The organism is Hymenobacter sp. BRD67 (genome assembly GCF_013256425.1).
Classification (GTDB): Bacteria; Bacteroidota; Bacteroidia; order Cytophagales; family Hymenobacteraceae; genus Hymenobacter.
Map to the genome: position 1 here is coordinate 987,240 of NZ_CP053904.1, position 22,767 is coordinate 1,010,006.

Sequence of the window (22,767 nt, forward strand, 5' to 3'; positions counted from 1 at the left end):
ATACTATATGTTTAGTAAATTCATTCGTAGGCCCGTATTCGCCATTGTTATCTCGATTGTCATCCTGCTCATGGGCGGGCTGGCTATCATGAAGCTGCCAACGTCGCAGTTTCCGGAAATTTCGCCCCCCTGGTAATGGTGAGCGCGGCCTATCCGGGTGCCAGCGCCAAGGTGCTTACCGAGTCGGTGCTGATTCCGCTGGAACAGGCCGTAAACGGCGTGCCGGGGATGAAGTACATGACCTCCGATGCCGTGAGCGCCGGCGAGGCCAACATCCAGATTGTGTTCAACCTGGGTACTGACCCCGACCAGGCCGTGGTAAACGTGAATACCCGCATTGCGCAGGTGCTCAACCGCCTGCCCGAGCTGGTACAGCGCGAAGGCGTAGTGGTAAACCGCGTGGTGCCCAACATGCTCATGTACGTGAACTTGTATTCGAAAGACAAGAACACGGACATGAAGTACCTGTTCAACTTCGCTGGCGTGAACATGATACCCGAGCTGCAGCGCCTCGGCGGCATTGGCCGGGCCAGCATCCTGGGTAGCCGGCAGTACGCCATGCGCGTGTGGCTGAAGCCCGACCGCATGCGGGCCTACAATATCTCGGTCGACGACGTGATGAAGGCGCTGGGCGAGCAGAGTGTTATCGGCTCGCCGGGCCGTATCGGCCGCTCGGATGGCGGGCAGGCGCAGTCGCTCGAATACGTGCTCAGCTACCAGGGCCGCTTCAACGACGTGGAGCAGTATAAGAACGTGGTTTTGCGGGCCAACGCCAACGGCGAGAACCTGCACCTGAAAGACGTAGCCAGGGTGGAGCTGGGCTCGGAGTTTTACGACATCTACTCCAACCTGAACCAGTACCCTTCGGCGGCTATCGTGCTGAAGCAGACCTACGGCAGTAATGCCAGCGACGTGATTAAAGAGGTGAAAGTCAAGCTGGAAGAGCTCAGGAAAACCTTCCCGCCGGGCATGGACTACAAAATCACCTACGACGTATCGAACTTCCTCGACGCCTCGATTGAGAACGTAATCCACACCCTGCGCGACGCTTTTATTCTGGTGGCGCTGGTGGTATTCCTCTTCCTCGGCGACTGGCGCTCAACCCTGATTCCGGCCATCGCCGTGCCGGTATCGCTCATTGGCTCGTTCATGGCCATGCAGGCGTTCGGGTTGACTATCAACATGATTACGCTCTTTGCGCTGGTGCTGTCGATTGGTATCGTGGTCGATAACGCCATTGTGGTGATTGAGGCCGTGCACGCCAAGATGGAAGAAGAGCACCTCTCGCCGTATAATGCCGTGCGCAAGGTGGTAGGTGAAATCAGCGGTGCCATTATCGCCATCACCATCATGATGACGGCCGTGTTTATCCCGGTATCGTTCATGAGCGGCCCGGTGGGTATCTTCTACCGCCAGTTCTCGATTACCATGGCTACGGCCATCGTGATTTCGGGCCTCGTCGCCCTCACGCTGACGCCGGTGCTCTGCGCCATGATTCTGAAGAACAACCACGGCCAGGAAAAGAAGAAAACGCCGCTGCAGCGCTTCTTCGACTGGTTTAACCGGGGTTTCGACCGTCTCACCAACGCCTACACCGGCCTGCTGTCGAAGATTGTGGCCAGCCGGCTCATCACCTTCGCCATGCTCATTGCCTTTGCGCTGGGCATCTGGGCCATCTCGGCCAGGCTGCCTGCCGGCTTTATTCCGAGCGAAGACCAGGGCCTGATTTACGCCATTGTGCAAACGCCGCCCGGCACCACGCTGGAGCAAACCAACGCCGTATCGCAGCGCCTTGCCAGTCTGGCCAAAGACGTGCCTGGTATCGCCAATATTTCAACCCTGGCAGGCTACGAGGTGCTTACCGAAGGCCGGGGCTCCAACGCCGGTACCTGTCTGATTGACTTGAAGCCGTGGTCAGAGCGTAAGGAGTCCATTGCCGACATCATCGGCAACCTAGAAAAAAAGGCGCACGAAATTCCGGGTGCGACCATCGAATTCTTTGAGCCGCCGGCAGTGCCGGGCTACGGGGCAGCCGGTGGTTTCCAGCTGCAATTGCTCGATAAAACCAACTCGGGCGACTATAAAGCGCTGGAAAAGGTGAACGAGGAATTTATGGCCAAGCTGAAAAAGCGCAAGGAGCTGGCCGGTCTGTTTACCTTCTTCTCGGCTGATTATCCGCAGTACGAGCTCAAGATTGACAACGACTTGGCTATGCAGAAAGGCGTGAGCATCGGCAACGCCATGAACACGCTCTCCATCATGGTAGGCTCTACCTACGAGCTGGGTTTCATCAAGTACCAGCGCTTCTTTAAGGTATACGTACAGGCATCGCCCGAATACCGCCGCCTGCCCGAAGACGTGCTGAACATGTGGGCTAAAAACGACAAAGGCCAAATGGTGCCGTTCTCAGCCTTCATGCACATCGTGAAGTCGCAGGGCGCCAACGAAATCAACCGGTACAATATGTACACCACGGCCTCCATCCGGGGTGGCGCGGCCGAGGGCTACAGCTCGGGCGAGGCTATTAAGGCGGTGCAGGAAGTAGCCAAAGAGCTACCTCACGGCTACGACATCGACTGGGGCGGCCTGTCGAAAGACGAGGTTTCGCGCGGCAACGAGTCGACCGTTATTTTCATTGTCGTGCTGGTATTCGTGTACCTGGTGCTCGCCGCCCAGTACGAAAGCTTCCTGCTGCCGCTGGCGGTAATCTTCTCGCTGGTGGCCGGGGTGTTCGGCTCGTTCCTGTTCATCAAGATGTTTGGCCTGGCCAACGACATCTATGCCCAGGTAGGCCTGGTAATGCTGGTGGGCCTGCTGGGTAAGAACGCCGTACTTATCGTCGAGTTCGCGGCCCTGAAGCACGAAGAGGGCATGTCGGTGCGCGATGCGGCTATCGAAGGCGCCAAAGTGCGTTTCCGTCCTATCCTGATGACGTCGTTTGCCTTCATCGCTGGTCTGATTCCGCTGGTGGTGGCTACCGGCGCGGGTGCTATCGGCAACCGCACCATCGGTAGCTCGGCCTTGGGTGGTATGCTGTTTGGTACCGTGTTCGGGGTAATTATCATCCCTGGCCTGTATTACTTCTTCGGCACACTGGCCGGCGACAACAAGCTGATTCGGGATGAGAATGAGTCGCCGGTACTTGAAGGCGTAGAGCCCCGGATTAAAATTGAAGAAATGGAGCCTTATGCGTAACAGAAATTTAGTTAAAAGCCTGGCTGCTGCTGGCCTGGCGCTGGCAGCAGCGGCTTGTAAAGTGCCGCAGTTTGCTGAGCGCAATGCGAGCCGCAGCCTGCCGGCCACCTACAGCAACAGCCCCAGGATACGACTAGCACCGCTAAAGTGCGGTGGCAGGAGTTTTTTACCGACCCCGGCCTGAAAGCGCTGATTGACACTGCCCTGCAACACAACCAGGAGCTGAATATCACACTGCAGGAAATTCAGATTGCCCGCAATGAGATACAGGCCCGCAAGGGGGAGTACCTGCCTTCCGTTTCGCTGGGTGCCCGCTCGGCCCTCGACCGGGTTAGCCGCTACACCATTCAGGGAGCTACGGAAGACCAAATCAACATCCAGCCCGACCGCCGGACTCCCGACCCGCTGGGCGATTTTCAGCTAGGAGCCTTTGCCAGCTGGGAAGTTGACATCTGGCACAAGCTGCGCAATGCCCGCAAATCGGCGGCTACGCGCTACCTGGCTTCCGTGGAAGGCAAAAATTTCATGGTAACCAATCTGATTGCCGAAATTGCCACTTCGTATTACGAGCTGCTGGCGCTCGATAATCAGTTACTTATTCTACAGCAGAACATCGAGATACAGCGTAATGCGCTGCAGGTAGTACGGCAGGAAATGCAGGCAGCCCGGGTTACTGAGCTGGCGGTAAAACGCTTTGAAGCCCAGATTCAGAATACCACCGCCCGGCAGTTCACCATTCAGCAGCGCATCACTGAAACCGAAAACCGGATTAATTACCTGGTTGGTCGGTTTCCGCAGCCGGTGGTGCGCAACGACCAGTCATTTAATGATTTGGTGCCCAAAACCATTCAGGCTGGCGTGCCCGCCCAGCTATTGAGCAACCGCCCGGACATCCGGCAGGCCGAGCAAAACCTGGTGGCCGCCAAGCTGGACGTGCAGATAGCCCGCGCCAACTTTTATCCTTCGCTGGGTATCGATGCGGGCGTGGGCTTTGAGGCTTTCAAGCCGGGCCTGCTGTTCACCACGCCCGGCTCCCTGCTCTATTCGCTGGCCGGCGACTTATCGGCTCCCCTGATTAACCGCAACGGGATTAAGGCGCTGTACGCCAGTGCCAATGCCCTCCAGCTTCAAGCCGTGTACAACTACGAGCGCACGGTGCTCAACGCGTACATTGAGGTAGCCAATCAGCTCTCAAATATCGGCAACCTCGAAAAAAGCTACGACGCGAAGCTGAAAGAAGTGCAGACGCTTAACCAATCCATCCGGATTTCAAACAGTCTCTTCAAGTCGGTACGCGCCGATTACACCGAAGTGCTGTTCACCCAGCGCGATGCCTTGGAATCTAAATTCGACCTGACCGAAACCAAGATGCAGCAGCTCAATGCCACCGTTAATATCTACCGCGCCCTGGGCGGCGGCTGGAATTAGCCCGTAAAAAGCAGCAGCTCCAAAGCCCGTTAGGACAAGATGCTCAGGCATGGTGTTCTAACGGGCCTTTTGTGTATTGTATATTAAGAATATATAATATATTATGAGTTCATAAATACTGGCGCGAGTTTAGGCGCAGCCGTAACTCGTGCAGATTACACAGTGGAGGTTGTACCTCCACTGCCGCGCCAGCGGCAAGGCGGGACCGCGCCGCTAGCTTCGTTCTACTACATCGTTCTATGGGAGGCACAGCCTCCCCGAAAACCTGTCACGAGTTACGGCTTCGCCTAAACTCGCGCCAGTGTGAGATAATTATTTAAATGTCACCTGGTTTATTACCCATTGCTGGTGAACTAACCAAAAAACTACCATCGGAAAGATTACAATCAGGAAAACTCCTGTTCTTGCGAAGGCACTAGGCCAAATATTCCACCTCAACATCCAGAGCAATAGAGTATATGCAATAGCTATCAATGCCACTAGCATAAATGGAAGAACAAAGCGCCCGAAGAAAGCAAAGCTTGCAGGCCCATCATTATCCCATTCCTGCCCTAGTATAATCTGCCTGTTTACTTCTAGAACAAGCAGACTAATAATCAAAAGGCAAGAAAGCAATGAAACGATGATTATCTGCACCAAGCTTTTACGCAATGAATTCATATTACGAAAGTCAAAACCCCGCGCCAGCCTTGCAGCCAACGCGGGGGTTATTAAAAATTGGCGATTGCCAAGCTACTACATATTCTTGATAATCTCGTCGCCAAACTCGCTCGTTTTGAGCAGCGTAGCGCCTTCCATCTGACGCTCGAAGTCGTAGGTGACACGCTTGCTTTCGATGGCGGCTTCGAGGCCCTTGTTGATAAGAGCGGCGGCTTCTTTCCAGCCCAGGTGTTCCAGCATCATCACGCCCGAGAGGATAACCGAGCCGGGGTTCACCTTGTCCTGGTTGGCGTACTTGGGCGCGGTGCCGTGGGTAGCCTCGAAGATGGCGTGGCCGGTAACGTAGTTGATGTTGGCACCCGGCGCGATGCCGATACCGCCCACGATGGCGGCCAGCGCGTCGGAGATGTAGTCGCCGTTCAGGTTCAGGGTAGCTACTACCGAATACTCGGCGGGGCGCAGCAAAATCTGCTGGAGGAAGGCGTCGGCGATGCTGTCCTTGATGATGAGCTTGCCCTGGTCCTGGGCTTGCTTTTGCAGGGCGTCGGCCACGGCCACGCCTTGCTTAGCCACGATTTTATCGTACTGCGCCCAGGTAAATACCTTGGCCCCAAACTCCTTCTCGGCCAGCTCGTAGCCCCAGGTTTTGAACGCGCCCTCGGTGAATTTCATGATGTTGCCCTTGTGCACCAGCGTTACCGACGGCAGCTTGTGCTCGAGGGCATACTTGATGGCGGCGCGCACGAGGCGCTCGGTGCCTTCCTTGCTCACCGGCTTGATGCCAAACGACGACGACTCGGGGAAGCGAATCTTCTTCACGCCCATCTCATCCTGCAGGAATTCCAGCATCTTCTGGGCCTGCGGCGTGCCGTTCATGTACTCGATGCCGGCATAGATGTCTTCCGTGTTTTCGCGGAAGATAACCATGTTGGTCAGCTCGGGGTGCTTCACGGGCGAGGGCACCCCGTCGTAGTAGCGCACGGGGCGCACGCAGGCGTACAAATCCAGCTCCTGCCGCAGGGCCACGTTCAGCGAGCGAATGCCGCCGCCTACCGGCGTTGTGAGCGGGCCTTTGATGCCTACCAGGTAGTCGCGGAAGGCTTCGAGCGTTTCAGCCGGCAGCCAGTTATTGAGTTGCTTAAAGGCTTTCTCACCGGCCAGCACTTCCTTCCACACCAGCTTCTTCTTGCCGCCGTAGGCTTTTTCTACCGCGGCATCGAATACGCGCTGCGAGGCCCGCCAGATGTCCGGACCCGTGCCGTCGCCCTCAATGTAGGGGATGGTCGGTTGGTCGGGTACAGTCAGCTTGCCATTCTTAATGGTGATTTTTTGCTCTGCCATGAGGAAAAAGGTTGTCTAATATTCTGTTGTCAGGTTCAGGTGGGAAGTCTTGTTCGGTGCTAGTGTTGCCAGCGGCTAGCTCCGCTTATCATTGCAAGCCTGCGAAGCAATCGCACCAGAACGATGTCGTTCGGGTATCGTTTCGGTGCGATTGCTTCGCGTTGCGCCCAATGACAGGCGGTATTCTTTGAAATCAATACCCAAAAATCTCTTTCAGGGTAAGCTGTTCGACGGTGCCGTACTTGGCCAGCTCCTTGAAATTCAGCCGGTCTTTGGAGCCGATAACCAGTATAACCTGATTTTGCCCCTTGACCTTGGCCTGCTGAAATTTCTGCAATTCGGCAAACGTCATGTTCTGGGTTTGGTCGTACACATCGCGGCGCACATCGTAGTCGAGGCCAAGGCGGCGGGCTCGTTCGTAACTGAGCAGCACACCCTCGTGGGTAATGCGGTCGGTGGCAATGCTGTTGCGGATGCTCTGCTTGGCAATGGCCAGGTTGGCGTCGGCCAGGGGCATATCAGTGAGCAGGCCTTCCATGCCCGCCATTGCCTCGGGCAGCTTGTCGCTCTGGGTGCCGATGTAGCTGAGGATATAGTTCGAGCGGCCCGTCTTGTCGGCGTTCGCGTAGCGCGACATGGCCGAATACGCCAGCGCCTTGCTCTCGCGCAAGTCCTGGAACACGATGCTGCCCATACCCCCGCCGAAATACTCGTTGTAGAGCGCCACCGTGGGCACAAGCGTGCGGTCGTAGATGTCGCCTTTGGTCAGGAACAGGATTTCGGCCTGCACCATGTTGTAGTCAACCCAGTAGACTTTTTTGTCTTTCAAAGGCTGCTCGGCGAAGTCTTTGGGCGCAGGAAGAGGTTTGAGGGTAGCAGGAGTATGATGATTCATTGCTACCAATTCGAGAATACCCCAACCGCCTGATGGAGATGGAGGAGTTGGCCTTGGTTGTGAAGAGCTTCCACCAACCTTATTCGATGCATCTATAGTAACTTTTGTTATTTCACGCGGTCCATAATAAAGCACACGATGCTGATACGTAGGCAGGCTTTTGAGCAAAGCAGTCAGCTGCTCTGGCTTCAGCGCTTTCAGTTGCGCCTCGGGCACATTATTGGTAAACGGGTTGCGCGGCCCATACTTGGCATAATTCAGCATGGCCTGATTCAGAATCACTGCCTTGTTGAGCTTGGCATCCTGGCGTTGCTTCAAAATGCCGGCCACCTGGTTTTTGAGGGCCGCCGCGTCGGGGCGCGGGTTGTTGAGCAACTGCTCAAACAGCTGCATGGCCGGCTCTAGGTTGCTATCGAGCCCGCTGAGGCTGATGAGCACCCGGTCCTGGCTGCTGCTGACGGCAAACGAGCAGCCCAGCTTGTAAAACTCCTGCTGCAATTGCGCCGCCGAGTACTGGCCGGTGCCCAGGTACTGGATATAGTCGGTGGCTACGTCGAGCAGCGGGTTATTATTATTGCCCAGGTCTATGGCGTAGAACAGGCTGAATAATCCGTTTTCGCTATTCTTGGTGTAGTACAGCGGCAGGCCGGGCTTAATTTCAGCCGTCTGGATATCCTTCTTGTAATCCACAAACACCGGCTTCAGCTCGGTGCTGGGCAGCTTCGATATCTCTGTATAGTAGGCCGAAGCCGCGTCGCGGTTGGCGGGCACGGGCGTGATGGCCGGCTTTACCACTTTCACCTTGTTGGGGTCCTGGCCGATGCGCTTAAATACGGTTACGTAGTTCTGACCGTAGTTATCGTTGGCAAACTTGATGATTTCGGCCTTGGTGATGGTGGCGAAATCCTCGTTTTGCTTGAGGTAGTCGGCCCAGCTCACGCGCTCGATAAACGACTCATAGAGCGCTGAGGCGCGGGCCTCGTTGCTTTCGTAGCTCTTGGTGCGCGTCAGCTTATCGTTGTTGATGATGGCCGGAATGAGCCAGTCGGGGAAGTCGCCGCGCTTTACCTTCTCAATCTCAGCCAGTAGTAGCGTACGCACCTCTTCCAGCTTCTGGCCCTGGCGCGGCGTGCCGTAGAGCACATGCGTCGAGTAGTCGTCGTTGAGGTCGGCAAAAGTGGCCGAGTTCAGCACCTTCTGCTGCTGGTTCAGGTCGAGGTCAACGAGGCCGGCCTGGCCGTTAGTAAGGATTTTGTCCAGCATCCGCAGGCGCAGGGCGTCGCGGGTGGCTTTGCCGGGCAGGCGGTAGCCCAGCATCACGTTTTCCGACTGCGGCCCGATTACCTCCTTCACGATGGGCGCAGTTATCGGCTGCTCTACCGGCGAGACGAATGTCGGTACTGGCTTGCTCTTCAGCCCGCCAAAATACTTGTCAATCAGCCGGATTGTCTGGTCGTAGTCCAAATCGCCGCTCAGACAAAGCGCGATATTGTTCGGCACGTAATACTGGCCGAAGTATTTCTTAATCTCGGTTATCGACGGATTTTGCAGGTGCTCAATCGTGCCGATGGTGGTTTGGGTGCCGTACGGATGAGTAGGGTAGAGGCTGGCGTTCAGCGCCTCAAACTCCTTGTTGAAGTCGGAGTCCAAACCCCGGTTCTTCTCCTCGTACACCGCCTCCAGCTCGGTATGAAACAGGCGCGGCACCATTTCCTGAAAGCGCTCGCTTTGCACGGCCGCCCACTTTTCGAGCTGGTTGCTCGGGATATCTTCTTGATAAACAGTCTCTTCGTTCGACGTGTGCGCATTGGAGCCCTTCGAGCCGATGCTGCCCATCAGCTTGTCGTACTCGTTGGGCACCGCGTAGCGCGCCGCCACCCCCGAAATAGAGTCAATCTGGTGGTAGGTGCGCTTGCGGGCCACTGGGTCGTTGCGCTCGCCGCGGTACGTTTCGTACAGTGCCTCAATCTTATCCAGCTCCGGCTTTTCCTTGCTCCAGTCTTTGGTGCCGAGCCGCGAAGTACCCTTAAACACCATGTGCTCGAGGTAATGCGCCAGGCCGGTAGCCGTAGCCGGGTCGTTTTTGGAGCCGGCCCGCACGGCTACATAAGTCTGGATGCGCGGCGCGTTCTTATAATCGGAAAGGTAGACCGTGAGGCCATTATCGAGCTTGTACACGCGCACCCCAAGCGGGTCGTTGGGCGCGGTTTCGTAGCGGTACTCCTTGGGGGCCGTCGGCACCGAAGCCGGAGCAACAGCCGCAGCCATCACGGCAGGCTTGCTCGATTGACACTGGGTGGTCAGGCCCAGCGCTGCCAGGGCAGGCAGCAGAAGCAGCAACGGTCTTTTCACAAACTTACCAGTCAGAGCGCGGGCGATTTTAATAGGGGCACAAAGGTAGAAGTTCATGCGGGGAATAAAAAACAAAAATTTCACTTGCGCAGTGTTACTATTCGAGTATTGTCTTGGTCATTATCAGCTTAAAAGACACGTATTTGCAGCCGAAGTACTAGCCGGGTAAAGTAAACCAGCTGCTGCTGCGTCTGGCAGAGGAGCACTTTCCCAAGTCTTCCTTTCTTATGGCTCAGACAGTTTTTATTACCGGCACTTCAACCGGCATCGGCGCGTCCGCCGTTCGGCTTTTCGCTGCGCATGGCTGGCAGGTAGCAGCTACTATGCGCAACCCCGCCGATGCTAAGTTTGAGGGCCTGGCCGGCGTGCGGGTATATGCGCTCGACGTAACTAATGCGGCTTCCGTGAAGCAGGCAGTAGCGCAGGCCCAGCACGATTTTGGCCGCCTCGATGTGCTTGTCAACAATGCTGGCTATGGCCTCGTGGGGCCTTTCGAAACCGCGACTGAAGCCCAAATTCAGCAGCAGTTTGCCACCAATATGTTTGGCGTATTTGCCGTGACGCAGGCGGTGCTGCCGGCCATGCGGGCGCAGCAGGCAGGCACTATCATTACTATTACTTCGGTGGGCGGGCGTACTGCTTTTCCCATGAATTCACTTTATCACGCTACCAAGTTCGGGCTCGATGGCTTTTCGGAGTCGCTCTGGTACGAGCTCGCTCCCTTCGGAATTCAGGTGAAAGTAGTAGCGCCGGGCGGCGTGGCTACCGACTTTGCCGGCCGCTCCCTGCAGATGACTGCCGACCCCGCTGACCAAGCCAACCCCTACGCCGGGCAGATGCGTGCCGTGCTCGACGCCTTTGGCAGCCGCGGCGGAGCCGCCTCGCAGCCCGAGCAGATTGCCGCCGTTATCTACGAGGCTGCCACCGACGGTAAATCGCAGCTTCGCTACATTGCCGGGGCCGATGCCCAGGGGTTATTGGGGGCAAAGGCCCAGATGGCCGAAGCCGATTTTATGAGAATGATTCAGCAAAATTTCGGGGTGTAAAAAGACGGCGCCATAAGCAAAGCCTTCGCCCATGCGGCTGATAAAGCAAGCATGAGCGAAGGCTTTGCTTATGGCGCCAACGTGGCTATTCGGCAGCCGATGAAGGCGCCGTTGGCGTTTCGGTCGTAGCGCCAGAGGCTTCGCCCGTGCTGCGGGGGCCTTTGCCGCGGTTGCGGCCACCACGCTTACGGCGGCGCTGGCCTTCGGCTCCTTCCCCTTCGGCGCGGGGTGGGCGGGGTGCTTCGCCCTCGGGGCGCGGGGTGCGGGGCGGCCGCGGAGGGCGGTGGGCTTCTCCTTCAGGGCGGGGCTCACGGGGCGGCCGGCTTTCACGAGCAGGAGCTACATAGGCTCCCACCGGGCGCTCGCCCGCGTCGATAGCCGCCAGGCGAGCAGTGGCACTGGCCAGGCGCTCGGCCCGCTGCGGGTCATTTTTGTCATTGCCCTCGCGGCGGGGACCCCGGTCGCGGCCGCCACCACGCGGGCCACCACCTTCAGGCCGCGGCCCCCGCTCACCCTCGCGGCGCGGCCCTCGCTCGCCACCCCGGCCGCCTTCGCGCGGGCCGGTTTTGCCCCGCAGGCCGCTAAAGCGCTTGGGGTCAAACTCGGGCGCCGGGCCGTAGCCGAGGGCTTCCGTAATGGCTTGCTTCTCAATCTCGCGCTCAATGAGCTTCTCAATTTTGATGATGCGGTCCTGGTCCTGGTCGGCGATAAACGTAATGGCCGTGCCGGTAGTGGCCGCGCGGGCCGTGCGGCCAATGCGGTGCACATAGTCCTCGGCCGCGCGCGGCACGTCGAAGTTCACGACGTGGCTCAGCGAGTCGATATCGATGCCCCGGCTCACCACATCGGTGGCAACTAATATAGGAAATTGCTTATTCTTAAAGGCGCGCATGGTGTCTTCCCGCTCTTCCTGGGTGCGGTCCGAGCTGATGCCCTGGGCCGGGTAGCCCAGCTTATTGAGCGAGCGCACGATGCCGGCAACCGCCGCTTTCTTGCTGGTAAAGAGCACCATGCTCTGCACATCCTGGGCCTTGATGAGGTGTTCCAGCACGGGCAGCTTCTGGTGGTCGAAGGTCATGTAAAACTGCTGGTTGATGCCGGCGGCGGGCTTGCTCACGGCCAGGCGCACCTCGTCGGGCTCGTGCAGAATCTGCTGCGAGAAGTCACGGATTTTGCTCGGCATGGTGGCCGAAAACAGCAGCGTCTGGCGCTGCTTGGGCAGCTGGCGCACAATATTTAGGATGTCATCGGCAAAGCCCATGTCCAACATCTTATCGGCCTCGTCGAGCACCAGGTATTTCAGGTCATCAAACTTGACGTAGCCCAGCTGCATATGAGCGATGAGGCGGCCGGGCGTAGCCACGATAATATCAGCTCCCGAAGTTAGGGCACGCTTCTGCTGCTCCCAGTTCTCCGACTTGCCGCCGCCATAAATGGCAATGGATGAGGCTTCTACGAAGTAGCCAAAGCCGGTTACCTGCTCGTCAATCTGGGTAGCCAGCTCGCGGGTGGGCACCAGCACTAGGGTCGAGGTAGTACCGTGGCCGGCGTGCGAAATCTTGTCGAGCAGCGGCACCAGGTAGGCGGCGGTTTTGCCGGTGCCAGTCTGGGCGCAGGCAATCAGGTCTTTACCGGCCAGGATTTTCGGAATCGCCTGCTCCTGAATGGGCGTGGCGTTGAGGTAGTTCATGGCGTCCACGCCGGCCAGCAGGTCGTCGTGGAGGTTGAAATCGTGAAAAGTCAAAGGTTCAGCGAATGAAGTGAATAAAAGGGGCTGACCTTCTGCTTCCTGGTCAGCAAACCGCTTGATTTAGAACAAAGGTAAGCCAGATAAGTGCCCGGCTGGCGGCTACCTTCGCGGGCATGTCCCTCGACCGATTTTCCACTCAAGCCGCGCAGTACGCCCGCTACCGCATTGACTATCCGGCCGAACTATACGACTGGCTTTTGCCGCAGGTACCCAACCGCCTGTGCGCCTGGGACTGCGCCACCGGCAACGGCCAGGTGGCCGTGGTGCTGGCCCGGTACTTTCGCGATGTCGAGGCTACCGACCTCAGTGCCAGCCAGCTGGCCGAGGCCACCGAGCGGCCGAATATACACTACCAGGTAGCCACGGCTGAGCATACGCCTTTTCCCGACGACCACTTCGACCTCATTACCGTGGCACAGGCCGTGCATTGGTTCGACCAGGAGGCCTACCACCGCGAGGTGCGCCGCGTGGCCGGGCCGGGTACCGTGCTGGCCGAGTGGGGATACGGCCTGGGCCAGACCGGCGAGCCGGCGCTGGACGCCCTCATCCGGCGCTTTCACGACGAAACCATTGGGCCGTACTGGGATGCCAACCGCTGGCACGTGCTGGACGAGTATGCGCGGCTGCCTTTTCCGTTTGCGCGGGTGCGTAAGGCGCATTTTCCGGTGCGGCGGCAGTGGTCGGCGGCCTGGTACCTCGACTACCTGCGCACGTGGTCGGCGGTGGCCAACTACGCCCGGCAGCATGCCGGGGCCGATGCCGTGCTGCTGGTGGCCGATGAGCTAACCCAGCTATGGGGCGAAGGCGAGCGTGAGGTAGTTTTTCAGGTGTTTGCGCGGGCAGGGGTAATATAGATTTTTGTTAATATGTAATGCCGGTAGGCTGCTCAGCGATGTAGCCAGCGGAATTAACCAACTAAAAGATGTCCGCCAACTTACCCTTTGCCGGCTTGCGCGTGCTGGAGCTGGCTGCTGTGCTGGCCGGCCCGCAGGTAGGCCAGTTTTTTGCCGAGCTGGGGGCCGATGTGCTAAAAGTAGAGCCGCCTGCCGGCGACGTGACCCGGAGCTGGCGCACGCCCGGCGACGACCCAGATAGCTCGGTATCGGCTTATTTTGCGGCATCTAACTGGGGCAAAACATCCATAGTGCTCGACCTCACGCAGCCCGCCGCGCAGGCCGAGCTGCACCGGCTGGCGGCGGCGGCCGATGTGCTTATTGCCAGCTACAAGCCCGGCGACGCCGAAAAATTCGGACTCACGTACGCCGCGCTGGCGGCCGCCAATCCGCGGCTCATCTACGCCCACCTCACGGGCTATGGGCCGGCCAGCCCGCGCGTGGGCTACGACGCCGTGCTCCAGGCCGAAACCGGCTTCATGCACCTGAACGCGGCCAGCCCAGCCGACCCGCCCCAGAAAATGCCGGTGGCACTCATCGACCTGCTGGCCGCCCACCAGCTCAAAGAGGGTATTCTGACAGCGCTTTACCAGCGCGAGAAAACCGGCCGGGGGCGCTCATGGAGGTAAGCCTGCTGGATAGTGCGCTGGCCTCGCTGGCCAACCAGGGCGCTACCTGGCTGGTAACCGGCCACGACCCGGTGCCGCTGGGCTCGGGCCACCCCGGCATTGTGCCCTACGGCACCGTATACCGCGCCGCCGATGGCCAGCGCCTGGTGCTGGCTGTGGGCACCGATGCGCAGTTTCGGCAGCTGTGCCTGGTGCTGATGCGCCCCCATTGGGCCAATGAGCCGCGCTTTAGCACCAACCCGGCGCGGGTACGCCACCGCACGGCACTCGAAGAGCTGCTGCTAGTGCGCATTGCCGAGCTAAATGGCACGGCGCTGCTGCATGAGCTGGCCCGGCTGGGCGTGCCAGCCGGGGCCGTGCGCTCGGTAGGCGAAACCCTGAGCCAAGAGGCAGCCCAGGCGATGCTATTAGCGCCGGGGCCGGCGCATTTTCCCTATGCGGGGGTGCGTACGGTGGCTTTTCGCAGCTCGGCCTGGCCAGTGGTAGCGGCGCTTAGCGTGCCGCCAGTGCTGGGGGCTGGTTCAGCGTAAGCTCGGCGGTGCAACACCCGGCTAGCCTTTGCCGTTGAGGCAGTTTTACTGTTGCATGAAATCTGTATTTGTACCGCGTGTGATAGGGGTGCTGCTGTTGGGCCTGCTGCTGCTGGCTTTGCTGCCGGCGCGCGCATACTCCGTTCTCAGCCACCAGGCTAATATCGACTCCTGCTGGGCCCCGTGCCTGAAGCCAGCCCTGGAGCGCCGCTTTCCCGGCGCTACGCCCGATGAGCTGCGCGAGGCCAAAGCCTACGCCTACGGTGGCTCTATTATCCAGGATATGGGCTATTATCCCTTCGGCTCGGCGCTCTTTACCAACCTGGCCCACTACGTGCGCTCGGGCGATTTCGTCAAAAACCTGCTCCTCGAGGCCCACGACCGCAACGAATACGCTTTTGCCCTGGGCGCGCTGGCCCATTATGCCGCCGATATATATGGGCATGAGATGGGTATCAATAAAGCGGTGCCCATGCTGTTTCCGGAGCTAAAGGAAAAGTACGGCCCGGTCGTTACCTACGAGCAGAACCCTACTGCCCACGGCCGCGCGGAGTTTGCCTTCGACGTAACGCAGCTGGCCGCCGGCAAGTACCGTTCGGCTGCTTATCACGATTTTATTGGCTTCAAGGTAAGTAAAGAGGCGCTCGAACGGGCCTTTGCCCGTACCTATGGCCTGGAATTGAAGCAGGTAATCTTCAACGTCGACCTGGCCCTGGGCTCCTACCGCTTTGCGGTGCGCAACCTCATTCCGCTGGCCAGCCGTGCGGCCTGGCGGGCTAATCGCCACGCGCTACGCCAGGTCAACGGCCGGATTCGGCGCCGCGACTACGTATATAAGCAAAGCAAGGCGAAGTATGAGCAGGAATATGGCACTACCTACGAGCGTCCGCATTTCGGCGCCAGGATAGTAGCCGGCATCATTCGGATTATTCCCAAAGTTGGCAAGCTGAAAAGCCTGAAATTTGTCGCCCCTTCCCCGGAGGCGCAGGCCGTATTTCGAGCCAGCTTCCGCCAGACAGTCATTACATACTGCAAGTTTTTGGGGGAGCAAACCGCCGTTGCTACGCAGGTGCCCGCTTTGCCCAACACCGACTTCGATACCGGTCACCCAACCAAATTGGGTGAGTATAGCTTAGCCGACCGCACCTACGGCGAATGGGTACGGGAACTCGCCAAAAATAATTTTAAAGAGGTATCGGCTCCAATGCAGAAAAATATTCTAACCTTCTTTAGCGACTCCGCGCAGCAGCCGCTCGATAAAGAGGAGCAGGAAAAAGACAAGCGCCAGCAAACCGAAGCCGCCCTGACCAAACTGCAGTCGCTGAAGCTGTAGCCTGCCAGAGGCGGCATATTGGCGCGGTTTCCCAAGTCCGAGAACAGCTCGGTTGGTGCGGGCTGCCGGCTCTTGGCCGGCTGTCCGCTCGTCGTTCGCGCCAGCCGTTTCTGCAAAAAGCGGACAGCCGGCCAAAAGCCGGCAGCCCGTCCGCTATTCGTCGCCGCGGCTAGGCAGGCCGGGTGGAGGATTGCCCTGGTTGCCGCGAATAGTAGGAATACCCATTTTTTCCTCGCGTTTTTGCTGGTAGCGCGCAAACTGCACCGAGGTAAGGACATCCTTCAGGCGGTCGAGCCGGGCCAGGCCAATGTCGTCGATGTAGCCTTTGAGCTTAGCAGGGTCCTGGCGGTAGCGCACGCGGGCCGTCTCCACACTGCGTACGGCCGTCAGGTTGATGGCTCGTACTTTCTCCACCTGAGCGGGTGTGAGGGCCAGGGCCTGGGTCATATTAGTGGTGAGGGCTTCGGCCCTTGCCTCTACGCTGGTGGGCGCGGCCCCGGTTGGGGTCGAAGCAGGCCTTGCTGCAGCCGACGCTACCTGCGCCGCCGCGGGCCGGGCACTGCTGAGGGCAGCCCCCATAGCAGTCAGCAAAACTAGTGATTTAAACATAGTAAAAGAATAATATAAGTGGGGTAAGCAGCGCGGAAAGGTAAGAACGCCGCCGAACCTGCTACAGTTTCAGCTATTTTGGTGCCGCAAACCATAGGGCATGAAAAAAGCCGCTGACAAGCAGCGGCTTTTTCAACTATCAGCAGGTGATTAAAGAGCTTACTTAATAGTAAAGCTGCCGCCGGTTGACTTTTTAGTGGCGGGGTCAAGCGGACCAGGGGTCAGCACAATGGTATAGCTACCAGCCTTCGTAATAGTCAGGTTCGGGCCATCCTGGGTAAGCGGGCCACCCGTGCTGGAGGCACCGCCGAGGTTGGCCGTCCAGTCGGCTCCGTAGCGGAACTTAAAGTCACCGGCGTTCATCTGGCCGGAGTAGGTAAAGGTTTTCGACAGGCAGTTGTACGTCATCGGCACGTCGGTGTTCCAGTCTACGCCGCCGGGGCCGATAATAGACCAGGACTGGCTTTTAGCTGGCTGGGCGCAAAAGGAATAAGGCGTAGCGGTAAACGTAGTAGCTACTGAGTTAACCGATGGAGCAGCCGGTCCCACGGAGGCGATTACCCGCACATCCATTTGAGCCGGGGTAGGCGTACCGCTGGTGCTTACCAGGCCTTTGCTCTGGAAAGCCGCATTCAAATCGGATACGCTCAGCGTATCGGCCAGCTTGGCGCCAGCGTCAATTACGTAAGGCTTGCTGAAGTCGCCACCTTTGACGTCAAACTGCAGGCTGTAGTCAACAACTGCCGGATACCCAAAGGTAACGGGCGTCCAGGTATAGATAACAGCCCGGTTGGCGCTGTTATTCTGCGTCAGCACAAAGGAGTTGCCGGAAGAAGTGAGTGTCGGGCTAGCCCCTGGCTGCAAAACGGCTCTAACCTCATCCTTTTTGCAAGCTGCCAGGGTTACTAGTAGCGCTGCGCAAAACCCCAGCGCTTGGGTAAGGGATTTTTTCATGGGTGGTGGGAATATAAGAGATGTAAAAAAGGAGGGGTGCCAGAAGCTAACGCCCCTCCTTCAAAATTATAATAACTTAATAACCAGGGTTTTGCTGGAGATTGGTGTTAATGCTCAAATCCGAAGAAGGTATCGGGAACAGATTGTACGTGTCTGCAACACCCCGGCCGGCGGCTACGCCACCTTTCCACGGCCACAGGTAAGAGGCACTGGTAAAGCGGCCGAAGCGAATGAGGTCGGTGCGGCGGGTTGCTTCCCAGTACAACTCCCGCGAGCGCTCGGCCAGCAGGAAGTCGAGCGTGAGGTCGCCGGAGGCTATGTTGCCGCTGGTAGAGCCACTGTATGCCCTGGTGCGCACTGCATTTACGTAAGTCAGGGCAAGGCCCAGGTCGCCGCCGCCCCGTACCGCTGCTTCCGCATACGTGAGGTACATGTCGGCCAGGCGGAACATCGGATAATCAGTATCTACAAATGTGTTGTCGGAGCCGGGCGCGCCGGTTGAAGTCACATTGCGGAACTTGATGGGCACATAGCCATATTGGAAGTTGGTGAGCGCCGGGATATCCAGCGTCTGGCCGCGGGTGTGGAACCGGCCGCGCGAGTCGGCGGCAGTATCCGGAAACTGCTGAAACAGGGCCGACGTGGCACGCGTGCCGCCCCAGCCGCCACCGAGGCCGTAATAGGCCGGGTTCCAGTTGGCATCGGCCGTGCCCGATACGGCTGCGTGGGTCAGGAAAGTGGTGCCGCCGTAGCTCTGGGTAAACTTACCGTCAAAAACGATGGGGAAAATGACTTCCGGGTTGTTTTTGTCGTTGTCGGCCAGAAAGAGGTTGCCGTACTTAGGCATCAGGGTGTAACCGGCATCGATAACCTTTTTGGCATAAGTAGCGGCATCCGCGTAGCGCGGGGTGCCGGTATACACCTGGGCGTTAAGATACATCTTGGCTAATAGGGCCCAGGCGGCACCCTGGTCGGCACGGCCGTATTCGTTTTTGCGTGCCGATATCAGCGAGCCGTCAATTGCCTTCAGCTCCGACTCGATGTACTTAAACAAGTCGGCGCGCGTAATGCGGGGGGGAGGGTAGTGGTACCAATTACGTCATTCTCCGTGGTGAACGGAATATTGCCGTACAGGTCCATGGCGTGGTAGTACGATAGCGCCCGCAGGAAGCGTACTTCGGCGCGATAAGCCGCGATGCTGGTAGCATCGGTGGTAGAAATGCCGCGCGAGGCGAGCATAGCATCGGTCGACTGTTGCAAGTAGCTATTGCAGATGGTTACCTGATACAGCAGGCGGCTGTAAAGGCCCCGGATGAGCACCCCGCTGGAGCTCCAGTTCATGTTGTGCCAATCCTGCACGCCGGGGTCACCCCAGGCAATAACTCCTTCGTCGGTAGTAAGCTCCTGGGCACTCCAGTACTGGCGGATGTAGTCGGAAGTGCCTTCGTCGATGCCCTTGATGTCGGGGTTGCCAGCCGGTCCTTGCGAGCCCGTGAGGGCAAAGCCCGCGTAAACCTTAGCCATCTGGCTTTTGTAGCTGGCCGCGTCCTTATACACCTGGTTGGAAGTCAGGTCGTAGGTAGGCAGCTGATTGAGGTCCTTGGTGCAGGAGGGAGCCAGCACGAGGGCCGAGGCGGCAATGGATAGAACCTTGGCGCTGCGAATAAAAGTATTTTTCATGACAGATAGAAGGCTTAGATGCCCAGGTTCAAACCAAAAGTGAAGGTGCGCGGGCGGGGGTACGTGTTGTTGTCAACCCCGCTCGGAATCTCCGGGTCCAGGCCGGTGTACTTCGTAATCAGAAACACGTTCTGAACAGCAAAGTTCAAGCTGAGGTTCCCTTTGCCGTTGAAGACTTTACCTACATTATAGCCGAGTGTGGCATTCTGCATACGTAGGAAGGAGGCGTTCTGGATGTAGTAATCCGATGAGTAATGGTTCACGCCGTTGGCGTTGGGAAACTGCGTGAAATTCGTGTCGGTAGTGAAGTTGTACAGGTAGTTGGTCGAGCCGGTAATGTTGTAGTAGCTACCGTTCTGCGACTGGATGTTGTTGTATACGTAATTACCGATGTTGGCACGCAGGGTGAAGGCCAGGTTCACGCGCTTGTACGTCATGTTGGAGCTAAAGCCCAGCAGCACGGGCGGGGCCGCCTGCTTGTAGATGTAGCGGTCGTTGGTGTCGATTTTACCGTCACCGTTCAGGTCGGCGTACACATCAGCCAGCGGCTTACCGTTGGTGTCATACACCTGCTTGGCTACGTAGAAGGCCGAAGCGGCGTGGCCAACGGCATAAATACCGATGTTGGTGCCGGTGCCGCCGGCTATGCCGTTGGTTTCAATACCCGTGAAGCCGGGCAGCTGTGGCCCCAGCGACAGAATCTTGCTTTGGTTGTAAGTACCGTTCAGGTTGATATCCCAACGGAAGTCAGTCGTGCGAACCGGGTTAATGTTGACGTTTACTTCAACCCCCTTATTTTCGAGCGAGCCGATGTTGAAGGTATAGTAGTTGGTGAAGTTGGTGCCAGCGGGCAGGAATATGCCGCTAATCAGGCCATTCGTTCTACGGTAGTAAGCATCAACCGAGGCCGTCAGGCGGCCGTCGAGGAAGCCCATATCTAGGCCGGCATTATAGGTATCAGTGGTCTCCCACTTGAGGTTTTGGTTGAAACCCTGGGAGAGTACGGGTCGTAAGGAATGCCATTGAACAGGTACTGGGCCTGCTGGTTGTTGTGCACATAGCGCTGAATAGTAGGATAGTCACCGGCGATGCCGAATACATCCTGCTGGCCGGTACGACCATAGCCAAGGCGCAGCTTCAGTTCTGAAATGGTCGTATTATCCTTCAGGAAGTCTTCGCCCTTGATGCGCCAAGCAAACGAGCCGGCCGGGAACAAGGGCTTCTGGCCGGGGAAGCGCGACGATTGGTCATTACGCAGGGTACCAGTCAGCAGGTAGCGGTCCTTGTAGTTATAATTAATACGGCCGTAATACGAAAGAATTAAATATTCCGAGCGGTAGGGATTAGGAGCAGCAGGCGACTGTACAATCAGCTGCGGCAAACCCGCTGCGTTGTAGTTGCCGTCCTGACCTAGGTAGCTGGCAAAAGCCGGCGAAGTAGTGAGGAAGTCTTGGTAGGAATAGCCACCCAGTATTTCAATGTGGTGGTCGCCAATCTGCTTGGAGTAGTTCAGGTAAAATTCGAGCAGCTTGTTGTGGCGGTCCTGCTGGTAAAGGGTATAAGAGCCTCCACGATTGACGGTGTTAGTCGGGTCGTAGGGTACGTTGAAGTAGTCATCAGCCAGAGCCGTGCTCTGGTTTTTAGCTCCGGTGCTGTGGGTGATATCGTAGCCCAGGTTCAGGTTGGCGTGCAGGTCAGGGAGGAAGTGCAGCTTATAGTCCAGCTGCACATTGCCTATGCTGCGCAGTACCGTGCTGCGGTCGCGGGTCATTAGCAGCGACGCTACCGGATTTTTCGGGGCCAGCTGCTGAGGAGCGCTGTTCGGATTAGTGGGGTCCTGTACATACTGGTAGTAGCCGCCGTAAGCCGAACTGCCGGTGTAAACGGGCTGCGTAGGGTCAAATACTGCAGCCGAGCCAATCGCACCGGTGTTAGCGAAGTTATTGTCGGTTACCGAGCCCTTCACATTCAGCGTGATACGCAAATGGTCGTCGAGCAGCACCGGCGTCAGGCTGAGCGAGCCGCTATTACGCATCAGCTTATTAGTGAGCAGAATACCTTCCTGGTTGAGGTTGCCAAAGGAGGCACGGAAGGGCATGCTTTTGCCGATAGAGCCGCTCAGGCTGACGTTGTTATCATACGTCATAGCGGTCCGGAAAATCTCGTTCTGCCAGTTGGTATTAGCCGTGCCCAGCAGATGAGCATTGGCGGGCGCTATGTTCTTAACTGCCGTACGAAACTCGTCGGCCGACAATACCGGCAGCGAGTTGTAGCGCTTGGATACCGAAGTCTGGGAACTGACATTGACGGTCAATGCCTCGCCGGCCAATCCTTTTTTAGTCGTAATCAGAATAACGCCGTTCGAAGCGCGCGAGCCGTAGATAGCAGTCGCCGAAGCATCTTTCAGAACCGTGAAGCTTTCAATGTCGTTGGGGTTGATGAGGCTAAGCGGGTTTGCTACACCAGCCAGCGCTCCGGGTCCGGAGGTAGGGGGTTATCAACCGGTACCCCATCAATAACGATAAGCGGGTCGTTGCTGGCATTCAGCGAAGAGCCGCCCCGGATACGAATCTGGGTAGTAGCGCCGGGAGCACCGCCATCGGTAGTAATCTGCACGCCGGCAACCTTACCCTGAACTAGCTGCTCGGGCGAAGTTATCTGGCCCTGCACGAAGTCTTTAGACGTCACGGTCGTAAGTGAGCCCGTTACATCCTGCTTGCGCTGGGTACCGTAGCCTACTACTACTGCCTCACCCAGCGCGGTAGCATTTTCGCTAAGCGACTGGGCCGCAACGTTTACCGTCTGGCCGGCGGCTACCGTTACGGGTACGCGCGCCGTAGAATAGCCAACAAAGGAGATAATGAGCGTGCGGGCACCGGTTGGTATCCCCGAAATGGTATAGGTACCGTCGGAGTTGGTAGAGCCCCGATAGAAGTACCTTCAACCAGTACCGTTACGCCCGGCAGGCCCTCGTTTTTGGCATCCGTGACGCGGCCACTCACCGTGCCGGTGCCCGATTGAGCCCACGCTCCGAGCGAAGCAGTCAGGCCAAGTACTAAAAGAAGGAGAAACCGTAGTTTCACCAGGTAAGGGTGTTTCATATAAAGTAGAAACGGGTGGGGAAAAGTGAAATTTGGAGATTGAGCGCGCGGTGCAGTCGTTGGCCAGGAGCAAGTTGCAGAAAACCAAGAAGTACAGCCGATGCCCGGGCGGTTGCCCACGACAAAAAGGGAAGAAGGGTAACGTGTGAAATGCCCGCAATCGATTGCGGATTGAAAAGGTACTATTAGTGAAAAATTAACCGATACCACGGCAAGATAAGAGGCGACTCTGCCACAAACCAACTAAAAGCTACCGGCTTGGGCTGAGGAATCCGGCAAATCAAAGCCAGCTTTTGGAGCCGTTGCTTTCCTAAAGCCTAATTGCATTTAAAAAACACCCTGGCTGCAAACCAGCACGGGCAGCCACCGCG

General features: G+C 57.8%; 14 protein-coding genes and 4 pseudogenes. 6 read left to right on the forward strand and 12 right to left on the reverse strand.

Annotated elements, in window-relative coordinates; all coding sequences use genetic code 11:
• The first annotated feature begins 7 nt into the window (after positions 1–7).
• Positions 8–3,195 (forward strand): annotated as a pseudogene (locus GKZ67_RS04500) (efflux RND transporter permease subunit).
• A pseudogene (locus tag GKZ67_RS04505) lies at positions 3,188–4,623 on the forward strand (TolC family protein). The pseudogenes GKZ67_RS04500 and GKZ67_RS04505 overlap by 8 nt, the downstream one beginning before the upstream one ends.
• A 312-nt stretch (positions 4,624–4,935) precedes the next feature.
• On the opposite strand, the gene GKZ67_RS04510 reads toward GKZ67_RS04505, so the two are convergent.
• The 3 genes from GKZ67_RS04510 to GKZ67_RS04520 all read right to left on the reverse strand — a co-directional run bounded on the left by GKZ67_RS04510 (position 4,936) and on the right by GKZ67_RS04520 (position 9,928).
• Positions 4,936–5,283: a hypothetical protein gene (locus GKZ67_RS04510; protein WP_173241328.1), complete on the reverse strand. Its 348-nt coding sequence runs from the start codon at positions 5,281–5,283 to the stop codon at positions 4,936–4,938.
• Positions 5,284–5,358: 75 nt separating this feature from the next.
• Positions 5,359–6,624, reverse strand: coding sequence for an NADP-dependent isocitrate dehydrogenase (gene icd / locus GKZ67_RS04515; protein WP_173241329.1), 1,266 nt, complete (start codon positions 6,622–6,624; stop codon positions 5,359–5,361).
• A 193-nt stretch (positions 6,625–6,817) separates the two neighbouring features.
• A complete protein-coding gene (locus tag GKZ67_RS04520; protein WP_254245056.1) occupies positions 6,818–9,928 on the reverse strand; it encodes a M16 family metallopeptidase in 3,111 nt (1,036 codons plus the stop codon).
• A gap of 170 nt (positions 9,929–10,098) precedes the next feature.
• Here GKZ67_RS04520 and GKZ67_RS04525 point away from each other — a divergent pair, with 170 nt between their 5' ends.
• Positions 10,099–10,917 carry an SDR family oxidoreductase gene (locus GKZ67_RS04525; protein ID WP_173241330.1) on the forward strand — a complete coding sequence of 273 codons (819 nt, stop codon included), beginning with the start codon at positions 10,099–10,101 and terminating at the stop codon, positions 10,915–10,917.
• A gap of 85 nt (positions 10,918–11,002) precedes the next feature.
• On the opposite strand, the gene GKZ67_RS04530 is transcribed toward GKZ67_RS04525, so the two are convergent.
• On the reverse strand, positions 11,003–12,607 hold the full coding sequence (locus tag GKZ67_RS04530; RefSeq protein WP_173246446.1) for a DEAD/DEAH box helicase: 1,605 nt from the start codon (positions 12,605–12,607) through the stop codon (positions 11,003–11,005).
• A gap of 173 nt (positions 12,608–12,780) precedes the next feature.
• On the opposite strand from GKZ67_RS04530, the gene GKZ67_RS04535 reads away from it, so the two are divergent.
• From GKZ67_RS04535 to GKZ67_RS04545, 3 genes and pseudogenes are all read left to right on the forward strand, one after another.
• A complete protein-coding gene (locus GKZ67_RS04535; RefSeq protein WP_173241331.1) occupies positions 12,781–13,521 on the forward strand; it encodes a class I SAM-dependent methyltransferase in 741 nt (246 codons plus the stop codon).
• Positions 13,522–13,589: 68 nt separating this feature from the next.
• A pseudogene (locus GKZ67_RS04540) lies at positions 13,590–14,719 on the forward strand (CaiB/BaiF CoA transferase family protein).
• A gap of 55 nt (positions 14,720–14,774) precedes the next feature.
• Complete coding sequence (locus GKZ67_RS04545; protein WP_173241332.1) at positions 14,775–16,052, forward strand: zinc dependent phospholipase C family protein; 1,278 nt, start codon at positions 14,775–14,777, stop codon at positions 16,050–16,052.
• Between the two features lie 153 nt (positions 16,053–16,205).
• Here the strand turns inward: GKZ67_RS04545 and GKZ67_RS04550 are convergent, their stop codons facing one another.
• The 8 genes and pseudogenes from GKZ67_RS04550 to GKZ67_RS22435 form a co-directional block, all read right to left on the reverse strand.
• Entirely contained in the window at positions 16,206–16,661 is a 456-nt protein-coding gene (locus tag GKZ67_RS04550) for a hypothetical protein (RefSeq protein ID WP_173241333.1), read from the reverse strand.
• Between the two features lie 159 nt (positions 16,662–16,820).
• Complete coding sequence (locus GKZ67_RS04555) at positions 16,821–17,615, reverse strand: SusE domain-containing protein (RefSeq protein ID WP_173241334.1); 795 nt, start codon at positions 17,613–17,615, stop codon at positions 16,821–16,823.
• 76 nt (positions 17,616–17,691) lie between these two features.
• The gene (locus GKZ67_RS24365) at positions 17,692–18,669 is read right to left on the reverse strand and encodes a RagB/SusD family nutrient uptake outer membrane protein (RefSeq protein WP_317172236.1); all 978 of its coding nucleotides are present in this window, start codon (positions 18,667–18,669) and stop codon (positions 17,692–17,694) included.
• A complete protein-coding gene (locus GKZ67_RS24370; protein WP_317172237.1) occupies positions 18,642–19,295 on the reverse strand; it encodes a hypothetical protein in 654 nt (217 codons plus the stop codon). Before GKZ67_RS24370 ends, GKZ67_RS24365 begins: the two co-directional genes overlap by 28 nt.
• A gap of 14 nt (positions 19,296–19,309) precedes the next feature.
• A pseudogene (locus GKZ67_RS22420) lies at positions 19,310–20,242 on the reverse strand (SusC/RagA family protein); the annotation flags it as partial.
• A complete protein-coding gene (locus GKZ67_RS22425) occupies positions 20,233–21,765 on the reverse strand; it encodes a TonB-dependent receptor plug domain-containing protein (RefSeq protein WP_217278734.1) in 1,533 nt (510 codons plus the stop codon). The pseudogene GKZ67_RS22420 and the gene GKZ67_RS22425, both read right to left, overlap by 10 nt.
• Positions 21,753–22,190: a TonB-dependent receptor plug domain-containing protein gene (locus GKZ67_RS22430; protein WP_217278733.1), complete on the reverse strand. Its 438-nt coding sequence runs from the start codon at positions 22,188–22,190 to the stop codon at positions 21,753–21,755. Before GKZ67_RS22430 ends, GKZ67_RS22425 begins: the two co-directional genes overlap by 13 nt.
• The gene (locus GKZ67_RS22435; protein WP_217278681.1) at positions 22,115–22,396 is read right to left on the reverse strand and encodes a carboxypeptidase-like regulatory domain-containing protein; all 282 of its coding nucleotides are present in this window, start codon (positions 22,394–22,396) and stop codon (positions 22,115–22,117) included. Before GKZ67_RS22435 ends, GKZ67_RS22430 begins: the two co-directional genes overlap by 76 nt.
• Positions 22,397–22,767: the final 371 nt, after the last annotated feature.

What these genes read in the sequence shown, in the direction of transcription:
- GKZ67_RS04510 (WP_173241328.1), bottom strand. Translation starts at nt 5,283, where the DNA reads ATGAATTCATTGCGTAAAAGCTTGGTGCAGATAATCATCGTTTCATTG.
- icd (WP_173241329.1), bottom strand. Translation starts at nt 6,624, where the DNA reads ATGGCAGAGCAAAAAATCACCATTAAGAATGGCAAGCTGACTGTACCC.
- GKZ67_RS04520 (WP_254245056.1), bottom strand. Translation starts at nt 9,928, where the DNA reads ATGAACTTCTACCTTTGTGCCCCTATTAAAATCGCCCGCGCTCTGACT.
- GKZ67_RS04525 (WP_173241330.1), top strand. Translation starts at nt 10,099, where the DNA reads ATGGCTCAGACAGTTTTTATTACCGGCACTTCAACCGGCATCGGCGCG.
- GKZ67_RS04530 (WP_173246446.1), bottom strand. Translation starts at nt 12,607, where the DNA reads ATGAACTACCTCAACGCCACGCCCATTCAGGAGCAGGCGATTCCGAAA.
- GKZ67_RS04535 (WP_173241331.1), top strand. Translation starts at nt 12,781, where the DNA reads ATGTCCCTCGACCGATTTTCCACTCAAGCCGCGCAGTACGCCCGCTAC.
- GKZ67_RS04545 (WP_173241332.1), top strand. Translation starts at nt 14,775, where the DNA reads ATGAAATCTGTATTTGTACCGCGTGTGATAGGGGTGCTGCTGTTGGGC.
- GKZ67_RS04550 (WP_173241333.1), bottom strand. Translation starts at nt 16,661, where the DNA reads ATGTTTAAATCACTAGTTTTGCTGACTGCTATGGGGGCTGCCCTCAGC.
- GKZ67_RS04555 (WP_173241334.1), bottom strand. Translation starts at nt 17,615, where the DNA reads ATGAAAAAATCCCTTACCCAAGCGCTGGGGTTTTGCGCAGCGCTACTA.
- GKZ67_RS24370 (WP_317172237.1), bottom strand. Translation starts at nt 19,295, where the DNA reads ATGAAAAATACTTTTATTCGCAGCGCCAAGGTTCTATCCATTGCCGCC.
- GKZ67_RS22435 (WP_217278681.1), bottom strand. Translation starts at nt 22,396, where the DNA reads ATGAAACACCCTTACCTGGTGAAACTACGGTTTCTCCTTCTTTTAGTA.